Raw genomic sequence first — 13,781 nt, 5'->3', positions numbered from 1 at the left:
AGGCAGGCCTTCGGGCCTGCCTTTTGTTTCGTCCGATGCCCTTCCTTCGAGGTGGGAGAATGAGACAGGAGCCGATCCATGACTCCTGGATGGAGGAACTCCGCGTGGCCACTGTAAAGATATGGACAGATGAAGAGATCAACAAGGTGCCGGAACTGAAAGCCGTCTTTGACGACATTCGCGCTGTTCGCAAGACGGACTTCGTGAACAATTTCTGGCGTGCTCTCGCGAATCAGCCCGCACTGCTGCAGCGGACCTGGGCGAGCGTCAAGGAGGTGATGATCGAGCCTGGAACTCTCGATCCGCTTACGAAGGAACTGATCTATATTGCTGTCTCGACGGGGAACAGTTGCACGTACTGTATCCACTCACATACCGCGGCCGCACGTACAAAGGGGCTTTCCGATGAGCAGTACGCCGAGTTTCTAGCGGTCGTCGGTATGGCAGCCGAGACGAACAATCTGGCGAATGCGATGCAGATACCAGTGGATAAGGAATTTCTTGTTGGCTAGGGATCAAAGCGCTGAAGGCGCGTTCTATACCAGCCTGGGGCAACGCCCCAGGTTTCCGTCCCCACAATCTGGGGAAGGGCTGAAGGCCCGCTCTATAGTTCGGCAGTGAAACAGACTATTTCGATCTACGCTAGAGCATTTCTCCTGTAGGTGTAGTGCGGGGCTGATGCATCTATGGGCGTTTTCCTCAATGAAAACACCGCTGCACGTTCCTCGCGGCATACCCAGCAACAGGAGAAATGCTCTAGTCATAAGAGCTGTTGCCATCCGAAGCGTTGAAAAGCAGGTCCTTCACTAATCACCCCAGCGAACAAGTTCGCCGGGGACCCCGAACGTTCAGCGATGACAACTTCAAAGAAGCGGCTCTTGGGCAGAAAGCTGAACGGTCAATAGGAGCCCGATCACTATACTTCTCTAGTGAACTCCCTTCGGATTGTGCCTCTGTACGACCCTTCTCATCGCCCATCAAGCTGGAATGAGCGCATGGCCGAAGGCGAGTTCGCTGTGTTGTTCACCGGCGACCGACCGGAGGCAATCGAGGGAGAGCCGGTGCCGGATGCGCCCTTCTGTGTTGTCGCTGCTGGTATGGCCGGCGCGGAGCGTTTTGCACGCGAGGCGGTGGTGCAGTATCCCACGATGATTGCGCGCGTGTATGACCGCCGCGGTATGGTAGGTGCTCCACTCTTTGAGGCAGCTGGAGCCAGGGCTAATCGCAGTGAGATTTCGGCACGGTTCCGGCGATGGGCCGGCGGCGGTCTGTTTGGCGTGGGTGCTGCACTTGGACTGGCGGAGATCATCTCAGGCTTCACCATCAACTGGGCCGGTATGCTGGCGGCGCGTCTGCTGCCTGTTGGCGTGGTGCTGCTGTTGACTGAGGCCGCGATTGTGGTGGGTGCGCGCCGCGAACAGAAGCGGAAGTCCCGATGACTCTGCTCGTTCTGTTGCCGCTGCAACTGGCGGTGATCCTTACGGCGACCTGGTTGTGCGGAGCATTGGCGCAGCGGTTGCGCCAGCCGCGCGTGATCGGCGAGATTGCCGGCGGCATTCTGCTGGGGCCGGTAGCGCTGGGCCGCTGGATGCCGGCGGTAACCACGATGTTATTTGCTCCGGCGCGGCTGTCCGGGCTGGAGTTGATCAGCAACGTTGGCCTGGTAGCGTTTCTTTTCCTGGTGGGCGGGGAGCTGGATCTGCGCGAGGTGGCGCATCACGTTCGGCGCGTGGTTACGACGACCGCCGGCAGCATTCTGCTGCCGTTCTTTCTTGGAACATTAGTGGCGCCGATCCTTCTGCGGCACTATGGTGTGCCCGAAGGCGCTCGCTGGGGCTTCAGCATCTTTCTCGCCGTGGCCATGAGCATCACGGCGCTGCCGGTACTGGCGCGAATTCTGCGCGACCGCGAAGCCGCGGGCGTGCCGGTGAATGCGGAGGTCGCGCAGCAGTCGCTGCTGAGCGCTGCACTGAACGATGCTCTTGCATGGTGCGTTCTGGCAGCATTGCTGGCAGTGCTGCACGGCGGTGGCGTGGTTGAGATTGTGGTGCGGCTCGGGCTCCTGGTGGCCTTCACCATCGTGATGATGGCAGGCGTGCGGCCAATGCTGCGACGTGTCCCGCTAGGGCGTCCGGTGTGGACTGTGATGCTGGTACTGCTACCTGCTATCAGCGCCTGGGTGACCAATGCACTCGGGATTCACCTGTTCTTTGGCGCGTTTCTGGCAGGCATCTGTGTCCCGTCAGAACGTGTCGCAGGCACGATGGAACGGCTCTTCCTGATCGTTTCGGCATGGACTCTGCCCGCATTCTTTGCCCTGACCGGCCTGCGGATGCGGCCGGAGCTCTTTCACGCGGGCGGCTGGAGCGATCTGCTGCTGGTACTGGCCGCAGCCGTGCTGGGCAAGATCGCGGGAGGGATGTTTGGCGCCGGCATTGCAGGTACACCGTGGTCGAAGGCGCTGCGGGTCGGCGTGTTGCTGAATACCCGCGGGCTGGTCGAGCTGATCGTGCTGAATGCCGGCTACCGCGAAGGGATTCTCAATGCTCAGGTCTTCACCCTGCTGGTGTTGATGGCCGTGGTGACCACTGCGATGACCGGGCCACTGCTCGACATAATCACCCGACGGAATGTGGTGTAATCGGGGGAGACCTACCTCGATCCGGAAAATCTAATACTGAAGTTGGCGCACGGCATTGCGTTTGGGGATGTCTCTATTTCTTGCGTGGAGTTGATGAATGAAACGGCGTGAGTTTTTGCAGCAGTCGAGTGCATTTGCAGGAGTCGGCATGCTTGGCCTGGCCGGGTGCGCGAAGAGGCCGGTAACGGCAGGCAGTGCAACCGCTCCAGCGCTGCCGTTCTATGACCGCGTGCCTGAGCTGGCGCCGATACGCGCCCATGAAGACCGCCTCTTCCGCATTACGGTATGCCTGCGTCCTTTCCGGGCGCAGGGCCCCCGGCTTGAGGTGGAGAAGGTCGGCGACAAGATTGTCTCGCATAACTACGGTCACGGTGGCAGCGGATGGTCGTTGAGTTGGGGCTCGGCGGCGGTGGCCGTCGAGAACGCGATGAAGGCGAGCAACGGCGATAAGGACATTGCCGTCATCGGCTGCGGCGCACTGGGACTCACCTCTGCCATTACGGCGCAGCGAGCAGGAGCGCGTGTCACCATCTACGCCAAGGAGCGCCCACCCGAGGTGCGTTCCGCACGCGCTACCGGAAGCTGGACTCCGGACTCGCGCGTTGCTCTGAGCAATGTAGCGGCGCCTGCGTTTGGCGATCTGTGGGAGCGCATGGCACGCACCAGCTGGTCGATGTACCAGAGCTATCTCGGAATGCCGGGGAATCCGATCGAATACTTCGACAGCTACCAGTTGAGCGACTTCTCGCCGGAAGAAGGGCAGAAGCGCCGCGAGAGCCAGGCGCAGGAGGCGGGACGTCATGAGTTCGCGCGCTATGCCTCACGCATTCACGACATTACGGCAACACCGCAACTGCTGCCTACAGGGTCGCATCCTTTCCCGACGAAGTATGTGCGCCGCAATACGACACTGATGTTCAATGTTGCCGACTACTCGCGTCAGTTGATGAACGACTTTCTGATCGCGGGTGGAAAGATTGAGAGGGTCGAGTTCCACTCTCCCGCCGACCTCGCCTCACTGCCGCAGAAGACCATCATCAACTGCCCGGGCTATGGCGGCCGCGCTCTGTGGAACGACGACTCGATTACGCCGGTCCGTGGTCAGATCGCCTGGCTCATTCCGCAGGAGAATGTGCACTACGGTCTCGGCTATAAGAACGTGAATATCGTTGCGCGTCGCGACGGCATTGTGGTGCAGACCAGTCTCAACGGCGAAGAGTCCGGTTGGAACGAGACTGATGAAACACCGAACCATGAAGAAGCCGTGACTGGTGTGCATATGCTGCAGGAGCTTTACAGCCGCATGGAAGCCATGCAGCGCGGTAACAAGAGGGCTTAGGGGTGGTCATCGAAATTCGAGAGGGCTTAGGGGTGGTCATCGAAATTCGAATAGCCCATGCCCTCGTTGCCCCATTCTTCGCAGCTTTACCGCGAAGGGTGGGGTATCGAGCGAAGCGAGACCGCTCCTATACATTTATGTGCCCCGACTATCCCACTCATCGCGTTGCGATGAATGGGGCACCCAGAGTATGGGCTCAGCCGAATTGGATGACACACCCTTCGTCCATGTAGAGTGGTTGCGGAGGTTGTCATGAATCGTCGTTCGATGTTGTTGAGTTTGGTGGCGGGGCTTTGTTGTAGCCCACTGATGGCACAGATGGGTGGTGGCCAGCCGAGTGGTCCGATGGCGAGTCCACCGGCCAAGGCCGAGGTTGCTCTAGGGCCTGTAAAGATCAATGTGGACTACCACACACCGTCGATGCGCGGCCGCAAGGTCATGGGTGGCCTGGTGCCGTATGGAGAAGTATGGCGCACCGGAGCGAATGAAGCGACGACGTTCGTTGTAACCGGCGGCAATATCTCCATCGCCGGAAAGCCGGTCGCTGCCGGCAACTATACGATCTACACCATGCCCGGCGAGAAGTCGTGGCAACTGATCATCAGCATGGAGACCGGCCAGTGGGGCACCGAGTACCATGCCGATCGTGATCTGGTTCGCGTCAACATGGACGTGAAGACACTTCCTTCTCCGCAGGAGACGATGAGCATCAGCTTTGAGAACACCATGGGCAAGCGGACCGACATGCACATCAAGTGGGAGACGACCGACGTCTCTGTGCCGATCATCGTTCGCTAGAGCATTTTCCCTGTGGGTGTGATGTAGGGCCTCTGCATCTATCGGCGTTTTCCGCAATGAAAACGCCACTGCACAATTCTTTCGGGATACCCAGCAACAGGGAAAACGCCCTAAGATTTTCAGAAGACTAAGGCACGCTCGATGAGCGTGCCTTAGTCTTTTAACCGGAGTGGAGCAATGAACCTTCAGGCAATTCAGGAAGCACTGCGCGAGATTGGCGCGGATGCATGGCTGTTTTATGACCATCACTATCGCGACCCCATCGCGTACCGCATCCTCGGTCTAGGTGGGGGATTACATGTCACCCGCCGCTGGTACTACCTGGTTCCCGCTTATGGTGAGCCGAAGAAGCTGGTGCATCGCATCGAATCTCTGCGGCTGGATAGTCTTCCGGGTCAAAAGGAAGAGTACAGCTCCTGGCAGGAGCTTGAAGCAAAGCTCGAACAGCTGACGGTCGGAGCAACGAGGATCGCCATGCAGTACTCGCCGCGCAACGCCATCATGTATGTGTCGATGGTGGATGCCGGCACCGTGGAGCTGCTACGGAGCTGGGGCAAGCAGATTGTCTCGTCCGCGGACATGGTGAGCCGCTTCGAGGCAGTCCTGACCGAGGAGCAGGTGGCCTCACACTACAAGGCGCAGGCGCTGCTGGATGAGATTCTTGCCGCGGGATGGAAGCAGATCGGCGAGCGTGTGCGCTCCGGCGGAACCGATGAGTACACCATGGTGAGCTGGCTCAAGGAGAAGATCGAGCAGGCCGGCATGATCACCGAGCACGGGCCGAATGTGAGCGTCGGTCCCAATGCGGCTGACTCGCACTATGAGCCATCGCCATCGAGCTCGCGGGCGATCCGCAAAGGCGACTTTGTCCTGATCGATATCTGGTCGAAGATGGCAGGTGACCCAAATGCCGTCTGGTACGACATTACCTGGACCGGCGTCGTAGACCGCGAGCCGACCGAGCGCGAGCAGCAGACCTTTGCAACGGTGACAGCGGCACGTGATGCGGCGATCAAAACAGTCGACGAGGCGTTTGCTGCAAATCGTCCTATTGCCGGATGGGAGGCGGATGAGGCCTCTCGTACCGTTATTCGCAATGCCGGGCAGGCAGCGTGGTTTACGCATCGGACGGGACACAACATTGCGATCGAGCTGCATGGCAATGGAGCGCACCTGGACAACCTGGAGACACACGACGAAAGGCTGATCCTGCCGATGACCTGCTTCTCCGTGGAACCGGGACTGTACTATCCGGGCGAATTCGGTGTCCGCAGCGAAGTAAATATGATCACGCGGTCGGGCAAGGCTGTGGTGACAGGAAAGATCCAGAAAGAGCTCGTTCGGATCTAACAGCCGAGTCTGGAAATATCGGGGAAATAGCACAACCGGTGGGAGCAGCGGGCTGAAGCCCGCTGCTCCCACCCAGTTCGAGCTTGCGCTCGAATACCCATGTCCCTTGGGGACATGGGGCACCGGCTTTGTGGTTGGATACGGCTTAGTGCTTGATGAAATACATCAGCCAGCTTGCGACAATCACACCGCCGACGAACATCGCAAAGCAGTAGGTTCCGAAGCGAATCATCGCCTTGGGTTCGCTGCGCTGCGTAATGCCGAAGACGACTGACGTAAAGAGCGAGAAGAGCAGAACGGCGGAGAAGTGGGAGAGGCTCACAGCGGCTTCCTCCCGTTCGCCAGCGAATGTGCATCGACCGCAGCCATGATATTCAGCAGACCGGCGACGACGATGAAACGTGTGCCATAGTCGGCGACGGCGATCTGTACCGAGGCGTGTCCCCAATCGAGCAAACGGGCAAGCAGATAGAGAAGTCCCGCGCCGAGATCTCCGGCGAAGTTCAACATATCGAGCAGGTCGCCGGTGTTGGGCTGATAGATCTTGCCCTGCAGGCCGATGCCGATGAAGAACATGCTCGTGATGGAAACGAAGATCAGCGCCGCACGGATAGGCTTGCGGACGAAGAGATGACCCGCACCGGGAACCAGCCATCCGGCCAGAAGCGCCATGATTGGGAGTGTCTTGGATTCTCCGGCGAGCGAGGCCGGCACCTGTGAATGCGTTGCCATTCCGTCTCTGATGATRTCAGCCCGTCCGGAAGTAAATGACACTCCCTAATGGTTTGCGGTTGGAAGTTCCCGTTTATCCCAGACCATGGCATCGAATCGGTGGCGGGCGTGGAAGCCGAGATCCTCATACAAACGGACGGCAGAAGTGTTTTCTTCGGTGACCGTAAGGGTAATGGCTTCATATCCACGCTGCCGCAGGCCGGCTGCCGCCTTCTGGATCAGCATGCGGCCATAGCCCTGTCCGCGCAGCCGGGGAGCGATACAGAGCTGCGTAATATGCGCCACGTGGTCGCAGACGCGGGAGCAGAGGATCATGCCCTCGAGCGTGCCTCCGTCGGGGTCGAGCATCACCCAGGACGACTCCGCATCGAAGACACCGCAGCCCGGAAAACGGACGATGTTATGCAGAAAGCGCAACGATCCGTGCAGAGACCGGTACTGGTCGTTGATGGAAGCGTCCAGGTGGCCGCGGTAAGTACGATGGATCAGCTCGCCCGCCGGCTGGAAGTGGGCATTGACCCACTGCCGCAGGGTCAGCTGTTCGGGAAGCCTGTGCTCCGGATGAGTCGCGGGCAGGGCTGCGTTCTGCTTCAGGTCGCAGTGCAGGAAGAGCCGTGGGTGAACGCGGAAGCCGGTAGCCAGAAACGGCGCTGCCAGGGATCCCGCCGGATGCAGCAACAACTGCGACTCCACACGCTGTACCTGCGGCGAGTGCTGCAGGGTCTCGATGAGATGGGTCAGCAGCCGATGCTCGATATCCTTGGCGCTCTCAGATTGCGTGGCGTGGGCGAAGGTATCTCCAACGACGGCCTTATCGCCTTCATAGACGCTGAAGGTATAGCCGCAGACATTCCCATTGTCGAGCGCGACGTAGCCGGGCAGGATGCGGGCATCCAGATACTGCAGCAGCAGCTCGATCGAGGTAGAGTAGTCCCACTCCAGCAGGTCTCTCCACTGCCGCGCTTCTTCTTCCAGAAGAGATCGAAGCTGACGGCCGGAGTAGTGCCGAAGGTCAAGCAGGTCGAGTTGTGCGGCTGCGCTCACAGGTCGTTTGGGCCTTGCAGCAGCTTAGCGGAGTTAACGCCGATTGTGTACGGAAGGTTTTTCCGAAAGGTTTGCGGTCTGGGTTCCCGCGGAGACGCGGTAGACGGCCAGCCCCTGCCACTCATAGAGGAAAAGCGGCGTGTAGAGGCGTCCGGCGAGGATCGTGGAAAGCTGGGGAATGTCGCGTTCGCGCAGGACCAGGATGTGCTGTTCCTGGGGAATCTCGGCGATGATGGTCACCTTCTCCGTCGCACTTTCTTCATGGAAATAATGGCGGAGCGGCTGGTTCCGGTAGAACGCCAGGCCGTAGTCCATATCGCGGCGGATGTGATAGGTCGCCAGCGTGGGAATATCGGGTGCTTCCTGGGCGATACGCTCCGCCAGGGGCCGGGCGGAGTAGTTGGCATCCAGCAGCCAGCCGTTCATCCGCAACAGGAAGAAAAGCATTGCCAGAACCGGCGCCAGGGTGACGGTGCGCAGATACTTTGTTCCCCAGCGGAGGACGGTCAGGCAGATGGCGGCCCCGGTAACCGCTGCCCAAAGTGCCGCCCAGAAGATGGTTTTGGCCGCCGGGACAAAGCGCTCGTAGATCATGTACTGCGGGCAGAGCAGAAGCACAAACGTCATCGTTGAAACGACGAGAGCGTGTCCGCCAAGCATCCACCACTTGAGCTTGTACTGCCGTATGCGGTACAGGTAGTCGCCCGTCAGGATGGTGATGGGTGCGATGGCCGGCAGAATGTAGCCAGGGAGCTTGGAGCCGGAGAAGGTGAAGAAGAGCACTGGGAAGATGGCCCAGATGACCAGGAACTCCGGGAAGGCATCGCCCGGGCGCGTATTGCCGACGTAGCGAACCCGGTTATGGCGTACCCTCCACTCCGCAACCGAGATCTGGATAGAGTCCACCATGGCGCGGAGGCTCATTACCGTCCAGGGCATCAGGCCCAGGATCAGTACGACCAGGTAGTAGTAGATCGGCTGGTGGTGCTGGTAGCGATCGGTAGCGAAGCGCTCAAGATTGTGCTGCAGGAAGAAGAGCCGGTAGAAGTCCGGATTACGGAGCTGTACGGCGATGAACCACGGCAGCACCATCGCCAGGTAGAGAGCCACTCCCGGCAGCCAGATGGTGCGGCGCACGATGTTCCATTCCCGCCGCAAACCCGCAAACAGCAGCAGGATACAGAGGATCATGAAGGGCGCTATGGGGCCCTTGGCCAAGGTTGCTGCCCCGCCGAAGAAGTAGAGGTCGAAGAGCCAGAACTTCTTGCCCGTCTCATACCAGGCGTACCAGCCGAGCATGCCGATGGAAAACGGCGCGGCCAGTTGCATGTCTGTAGAAGCGCCGCGGGCGAAGGCCACCATCGCGATACAGGAGGCGGTAATCAAGGCCGCGTCCAGATGCCCGCCCGGACGGAAACGTCGCATATGCAGGTAGATCAGCAGGATAAGAGCGAAGGTGGCGGTCGTGGAGGGCAGACGGGCCGACCAGTCGGAGATGCCGAACTCTTTAAAGAAGCTCATGGCGCGCCAGTAATAGAGCGCCGGTTTTTCCAGCCAGGGAACGCCGTAAAGAATAGGAGTAATGGCGCCCGCGGTCAGGCAGTGGTAGCTGGCCGTCAGGTCTTTCCAGGCCAGGCTGTGGGGCCGGACGGTGGTGTGCAGGGCGTGGCACTCGGCTGAGTGAACCTGCAGCATCTCGCGGGCTACCTGCGCGTAACGGGGCTCGTCTGCACCGACCAGGCCCAGCTCGGTTCGACTGATATTCAGATGTCCGATGCGGAGCGGAATCAGGCCAAAAGCCAGCAGCCAGGAGGCCACCAGGAAAAGGACAACCAGCTCCTGTGTGGCAGAAAAAGCCTCAGCGGTTCGCAGCCGGTGAAGCCACCGGCGTACGCCATCGTTGGGCGGAGTCATCTCGGCTTTGTCGCGCAATGAAAACTAGGCTAACAGAGTTCGGCTTGAAGGCGTTTGACGACCCGATCAATGACTGTTTCGAGGTCGCCGTCGACTGTGCAGCCGCTGGCGGTCAGGTGCCCGCCGCCACCGAAGTGCTCAGCCACCCGGGCCACATTGGCGCGTCCTTTACTGCGGATACTGAGCCGGAACTGCGGCGGAACTCCGTTCCCGTTGGTCCGTGGCAGCTCCCGCAGGAAAACGGCACAGTCGATGCCTGCGATGGAGATGAGGTAGTTCACCACGCCTTCGCAGTCCTCTTCCTGGGCAGCGCTTTCCAGCATGTCTTCCAGGGTGATCCACGCCCAGGCAAGTTTGTCCTGGATATTAAGTTTGGAGAGGGCGGCTCCAAGGATGCGGATACGGGGCGCCGGATTGGTGAAGTAGACCTCGCGGGCGATCCACGCCGCATTGGCCCCGGCAAGCACCAGGTCACGGGCAAGGGCAAAGGTGTCTGCATTCGTGCCCGCGAAGGTAAAAGAGCCGGTATCGGTGAGCACAGCGGCATACAGGCAGGTCGCCATCTCGGGAGTGATGGTAGCTCCGGCCGCCAGCGCCAGGTGGTAGATCATTGCCGCCACCGCACATGCGTGCGGATCAATCCAGTTGAAGTCGGCAAACTCCCGCCCGCTGGAGTGATGATCGATGTTGATAAGAAAGATCCCGTCGGTGCCGAGGATCTGTGAGCGCTCCACCGAGTCACATTCCAGAAGAATGACAGCGTCATAGTGACCGTCGACGGAAGTGGCGACGCGGATGCGGTCAACCTGCGGCATGTTCAGGTAGATCGCAGGCACGGGATCCGCGACCACCAGGTCGCAGGTTTTGCCAAGCTGGTCCAGCAGCATTGCCGTGGCCAGCAGGGAACCGATGGCGTCGCCGTCGGGGCGTGCGTGCGAAGTGATCAGGAAATGCTGCCGACTGCGGATGTAATTTAACAGCTCTGAAGTGGCGGCAAAATAGGTCACTGAGCCGCCTTTCGCTCACGTTTCCTGGTGCGTGTGAGCAGCTCATCTACCCGGGCGGTGAGCTTTTCGGAGCGGTCAATAACGAAGCTAAGTTCGGGAATCTGTCGTACGCCCATCCGTTCGCGTACCTCGGAACGGATGTACGCCCGTGCGGCCATCAGGCCTTCACGGGTGGAAATCTCGGTGGCTTCATCGCCTTCGACGGAGACAAAGACACGGGCCGACTTGCCGCCGGGGGCAAGTACAACCTCGGTGACGTGACAGAGACCGATGCGTGGGTCGGAGAGTTCGCCTTCAATCATGATGGCGATCTCGTCGCGAAGTGTACCGATGACTCGGTTGCGGTGATGGGCTTTGGCTCGCTGCTCAGGCATAAAATCCGGGGGAATCGTTGAGAATACCAGAGTTGGCGTCTGAAGCCTAACGCAATTTAGAAGTTGTACGGCGCCGGGACAGAGGCAGGTTCTTACGGGGTTAGGATTCCCGGAAAAGTAGAAAGGAGGCCCCGCCTGGCGGGACCTCCTTTGGATGGGGTGAGAGCGCTTTAGAGGCTTACGACCCTAACGACTGACAACAATGATTTCGAAGCTGTCCGGAAGGACTGTTGGACGAGGACGAGGTGTGGCAGCCGTCGGAGCAGGCGCCGGGCTGTACTTGGCGGCGCCGAGGAAGACCTTCCCCGTGGCGGCATCAAAGGCCATGGTCCTTGCGCCGCGCGCCGTCGCTAGTGTCTGGACGGTGGGGAAGCCCGCCTTACCGGTATCAACAACGCTCAGAGAGCCCTCGCCATTCGAAGAAAAGGCAAAACCGGTCTTGGCATCGAAGCCGGCGGCATCGGGCGAATCTCCGATCGATGCGAGGCCAAGCAGCTTGCCCGAGGTGAAATCGACGATGGCCATCTTCTTGCCGTCACACACTGAGAACAGGCGGTGCTTCGCGTGATCGATGGCCATGCCGGAGGGAGATTCGCAGCCGGTCAGCGGCCACGTGCCTTCGATCTTCTTGCCCTGCGCGTCGAGTTTGACGATGGAGTTTGTGTCTTCAATGTTGACGAAGACCGCGCCGTGGCCATCCGCCTGCGGGAACTCAGGCTTACCGGGAAGGGCAATGGTGGCGACGATCGTGTTGTTGCTCGTGTCCAGGACGGAGACGTCCTTGCTGCGTCCATTGAAGGCCCATACGGTCTTCGTGGTGGGCTCGTAGGCGATGCCGTCAGGGTTCGTTCCGGCGGGAACGGTTGCTTTGACCGCGAGGGACGCACGGTCAAAGACCACAATCGCATTGCCGGCGCCGTCACTGATGTAGCCGGTCTTTCCGTCAGGATTGAGAGCGACGCCATGCGTGCTCTTCAGACCGGTAACAGCGCCGATCAGCTTACCGGTGGCGGTGTCGACGACCTCAACCCGCGCGTTGTGGGCGATGTAGAGACGATGTGCGGCGTCGTCGCTGAGCATATAGTCCCAACCGCCCTGGCCGCCAACCTGCCAGTGGTCCGCGATGTGATAGGCCTGCGCGTAAGAGACGGAGGCGAGAGACAGAAGAATGGTTCCTGCAAGTGGGAACAGGCGCATAACGAAGACTCCAGGATGGGCTCGGGGTTTGGCCGGCACACTGAGTTTCATCGCCCCGCCTTAACTGACACTGAAGTCCCGTTACGCGTTGTTAAAGATTTCAGGCGGGCCATTGCGCGGCCCGCCTGTGTGAGGTCGATTACCTGACCTTTACTTTCCTGCCTGAATCGCCTTGGCCCGATCTTCCACGGCCTTCATCACGCGCAGCATGTTGGCTCCGTAGATCTTTTTGATGTCTTCCGCCGTGTAACCCTTCTCCAGCAGTTTGCGCGTCAGGTTAGGGAACTTGGCATAGGAATCCAGATCTTTCGGGACGCAGGCCACGCCGTCGAAATCAGTTCCAATGCCGATGGCGTCAATGCCGGCAACCTTGCGGACGTGATCGATATGCGCGACCACGTCGTCGATGGTGGCAGGCGGAAGTGCGCCAGCGAACTGTTCGCGAAGTTTGTCGATCGCGGCTTCCCGGTCCTTGGGATCGGTGATCTTCTGGGCCGCCTCGAATTGCGGACGGATCTTCGCATTCAACTCGCGCGAGCCTTCAAAGTAGCTCTGCGACAGGAACTCGCAGCCAAAGTTGATATTGACGACGCCGCCCTTGGCCGCCAGCGCCTTGATCATCTCGTCGGTCATGTTGCGGGTGTATCCGGTAATGGCGCGGCAGCCGGAGTGCGATGCAATGATGGGTGCGGTCGAGGTCTCCAGGGCATCCCAGAAGGTTTTGTCTGCGGTGTGGGAGATGTCGACCATCATGCCCAGGCGGTTCATCTCCTTGACGATCTCCTTGCCCAGCGGCGTGAGGCCGTTATGGTGTTCGACCTTGGGATTGTCGATATCGCCCTGCGAGTCTGCCCAGTTGTTGGTATTGAAGTGCGTAAGCGTCATGTAGCGGACGCCTAGTGTGTAGAAGTCGCGCAGCAGGCGAGGAGAATCCTCGATGGCGTGTCCGCCTTCGATGCCCATCAACGCAGCGATCTTGCCCTGCCTCTTCGCCTCGTAGACGTCGGCAGCAGTGGTCGCAAGAACGAACTCCTTCGGATGGCCCTCCACAACGTCGTGGCGCACGGTATCGATCATCTGCAGCGCCCGGTTCGCCGCGTGATTTCCTTCGACATAATTCGCTCCCACATAGACGGCAAAGAACTCGCCGCCAAGCACGCCTTTCATGCGGGCAAGGTCGGTCTGGCCTTTTTTGTTGGGTGTGGCGATGTCGTACCCCTCCACCGTCTCAGAGGTGATGTCGTTATGCGTGTCGATCAGGATGGCTTCACGGGTGATCTTGTTCACCTCGGCATCGGTCACCTTCTTCTGAGCAAGGGCTGCCATGGAAAGTAAAAGGGTGGCGGCTGCGATACGGCGGGCAGAAAGCAAAACGAACTCCTTGT

General features: G+C 59.8%; 14 protein-coding genes. 6 read left to right on the top strand and 8 right to left on the bottom strand.

Annotation, left to right across the window (positions count from 1 at the left end; genetic code table 11):
- The first annotated feature begins 59 nt into the window (after positions 1-59).
- The 6 genes from AB4Y89_RS06860 (at position 60) to AB4Y89_RS06835 (ending at position 6,128) form a co-directional block, all read left to right on the top strand.
- Positions 60-512: a carboxymuconolactone decarboxylase family protein gene (locus tag AB4Y89_RS06860; protein WP_442300161.1), complete on the top strand. Its 453-nt coding sequence runs from the start codon at positions 60-62 to the stop codon at positions 510-512.
- A gap of 483 nt (positions 513-995) precedes the next feature.
- Entirely contained in the window at positions 996-1,439 is a 444-nt protein-coding gene (locus AB4Y89_RS06855) for a hypothetical protein (protein ID WP_442300160.1), read from the top strand.
- The gene (locus AB4Y89_RS06850; RefSeq protein WP_442300159.1) at positions 1,436-2,641 is read left to right on the top strand and encodes a cation:proton antiporter domain-containing protein; all 1,206 of its coding nucleotides are present in this window, start codon (positions 1,436-1,438) and stop codon (positions 2,639-2,641) included. Before AB4Y89_RS06855 ends, AB4Y89_RS06850 begins: the two co-directional genes overlap by 4 nt.
- A gap of 97 nt (positions 2,642-2,738) precedes the next feature.
- Complete coding sequence (locus AB4Y89_RS06845; RefSeq protein WP_442300158.1) at positions 2,739-3,980, top strand: FAD-dependent oxidoreductase; 1,242 nt, start codon at positions 2,739-2,741, stop codon at positions 3,978-3,980.
- A gap of 252 nt (positions 3,981-4,232) precedes the next feature.
- Positions 4,233-4,778, top strand: coding sequence for a DUF2911 domain-containing protein (locus tag AB4Y89_RS06840; RefSeq protein WP_442300157.1), 546 nt, complete (start codon positions 4,233-4,235; stop codon positions 4,776-4,778).
- Between the two features lie 177 nt (positions 4,779-4,955).
- On the top strand, positions 4,956-6,128 hold the full coding sequence (locus AB4Y89_RS06835) for a M24 family metallopeptidase (protein WP_442300156.1): 1,173 nt from the start codon (positions 4,956-4,958) through the stop codon (positions 6,126-6,128).
- A 145-nt stretch (positions 6,129-6,273) separates the two neighbouring features.
- Here AB4Y89_RS06835 and AB4Y89_RS06830 read toward each other — a convergent pair whose 3' ends face one another.
- The 8 genes from AB4Y89_RS06830 to AB4Y89_RS06795 form a co-directional block, all read right to left on the bottom strand.
- Positions 6,274-6,450, bottom strand: coding sequence for a hypothetical protein (locus AB4Y89_RS06830; protein WP_442300155.1), 177 nt, complete (start codon positions 6,448-6,450; stop codon positions 6,274-6,276).
- A complete protein-coding gene (locus AB4Y89_RS06825; RefSeq protein WP_263417490.1) occupies positions 6,447-6,860 on the bottom strand; it encodes a DUF6677 family protein in 414 nt (137 codons plus the stop codon). Before AB4Y89_RS06825 ends, AB4Y89_RS06830 begins: the two co-directional genes overlap by 4 nt.
- A 45-nt stretch (positions 6,861-6,905) precedes the next feature.
- Entirely contained in the window at positions 6,906-7,904 is a 999-nt protein-coding gene (locus tag AB4Y89_RS06820; protein ID WP_442300154.1) for a GNAT family N-acetyltransferase, read from the bottom strand.
- Positions 7,905-7,937: 33 nt separating this feature from the next.
- Positions 7,938-9,818 (bottom strand): ArnT family glycosyltransferase, encoded by a 1,881-nt coding sequence (locus AB4Y89_RS06815; RefSeq protein WP_442300153.1) that lies wholly within the window; start codon positions 9,816-9,818, stop codon positions 7,938-7,940.
- 29 nt (positions 9,819-9,847) lie between these two features.
- The gene (locus tag AB4Y89_RS06810) at positions 9,848-10,825 is read right to left on the bottom strand and encodes a DHH family phosphoesterase (RefSeq protein ID WP_442300152.1); all 978 of its coding nucleotides are present in this window, start codon (positions 10,823-10,825) and stop codon (positions 9,848-9,850) included.
- A complete protein-coding gene (gene rbfA, locus AB4Y89_RS06805; RefSeq protein WP_442300151.1) occupies positions 10,822-11,199 on the bottom strand; it encodes a 30S ribosome-binding factor RbfA in 378 nt (125 codons plus the stop codon). Before rbfA ends, AB4Y89_RS06810 begins: the two co-directional genes overlap by 4 nt.
- 186 nt (positions 11,200-11,385) lie before the next feature.
- Positions 11,386-12,396: a YncE family protein gene (locus AB4Y89_RS06800; RefSeq protein ID WP_442300150.1), complete on the bottom strand. Its 1,011-nt coding sequence runs from the start codon at positions 12,394-12,396 to the stop codon at positions 11,386-11,388.
- A 150-nt stretch (positions 12,397-12,546) separates the two neighbouring features.
- A complete protein-coding gene (locus AB4Y89_RS06795) occupies positions 12,547-13,767 on the bottom strand; it encodes a dipeptidase (protein WP_442300149.1) in 1,221 nt (406 codons plus the stop codon).
- Between the last annotated feature and the right edge of the window lie 14 nt (positions 13,768-13,781).

The sequence above is a fragment of the Terriglobus sp. 2YAB30_2 genome (genome assembly GCF_052114765.1).
GTDB lineage: Bacteria > Acidobacteriota > Terriglobia > Terriglobales > Acidobacteriaceae > Terriglobus.
The sequence above is the reverse complement of the archived record's forward strand: the minus strand, read 5'-3'. Positions and strand labels throughout refer to the sequence as shown.

Bases quoted from the DNA above. Each gene is read 5' to 3' on its own strand.
- AB4Y89_RS06835 (WP_442300156.1), top strand. From the start codon at position 4,956: ATGAACCTTCAGGCAATTCAGGAAGCACTGCGCGAGATTGGCGCGGAT.
- AB4Y89_RS06840 (WP_442300157.1), top strand. From the start codon at position 4,233: ATGAATCGTCGTTCGATGTTGTTGAGTTTGGTGGCGGGGCTTTGTTGT.
- AB4Y89_RS06825 (WP_263417490.1), bottom strand. From the start codon at position 6,860: ATGGCAACGCATTCACAGGTGCCGGCCTCGCTCGCCGGAGAATCCAAG.
- AB4Y89_RS06845 (WP_442300158.1), top strand. From the start codon at position 2,739: ATGAAACGGCGTGAGTTTTTGCAGCAGTCGAGTGCATTTGCAGGAGTC.
- rbfA (WP_442300151.1), bottom strand. From the start codon at position 11,199: ATGCCTGAGCAGCGAGCCAAAGCCCATCACCGCAACCGAGTCATCGGT.
- AB4Y89_RS06850 (WP_442300159.1), top strand. From the start codon at position 1,436: ATGACTCTGCTCGTTCTGTTGCCGCTGCAACTGGCGGTGATCCTTACG.
- AB4Y89_RS06855 (WP_442300160.1), top strand. From the start codon at position 996: ATGGCCGAAGGCGAGTTCGCTGTGTTGTTCACCGGCGACCGACCGGAG.
- AB4Y89_RS06815 (WP_442300153.1), bottom strand. From the start codon at position 9,818: ATGACTCCGCCCAACGATGGCGTACGCCGGTGGCTTCACCGGCTGCGA.
- AB4Y89_RS06860 (WP_442300161.1), top strand. From the start codon at position 60: ATGAGACAGGAGCCGATCCATGACTCCTGGATGGAGGAACTCCGCGTG.
- AB4Y89_RS06800 (WP_442300150.1), bottom strand. From the start codon at position 12,396: ATGCGCCTGTTCCCACTTGCAGGAACCATTCTTCTGTCTCTCGCCTCC.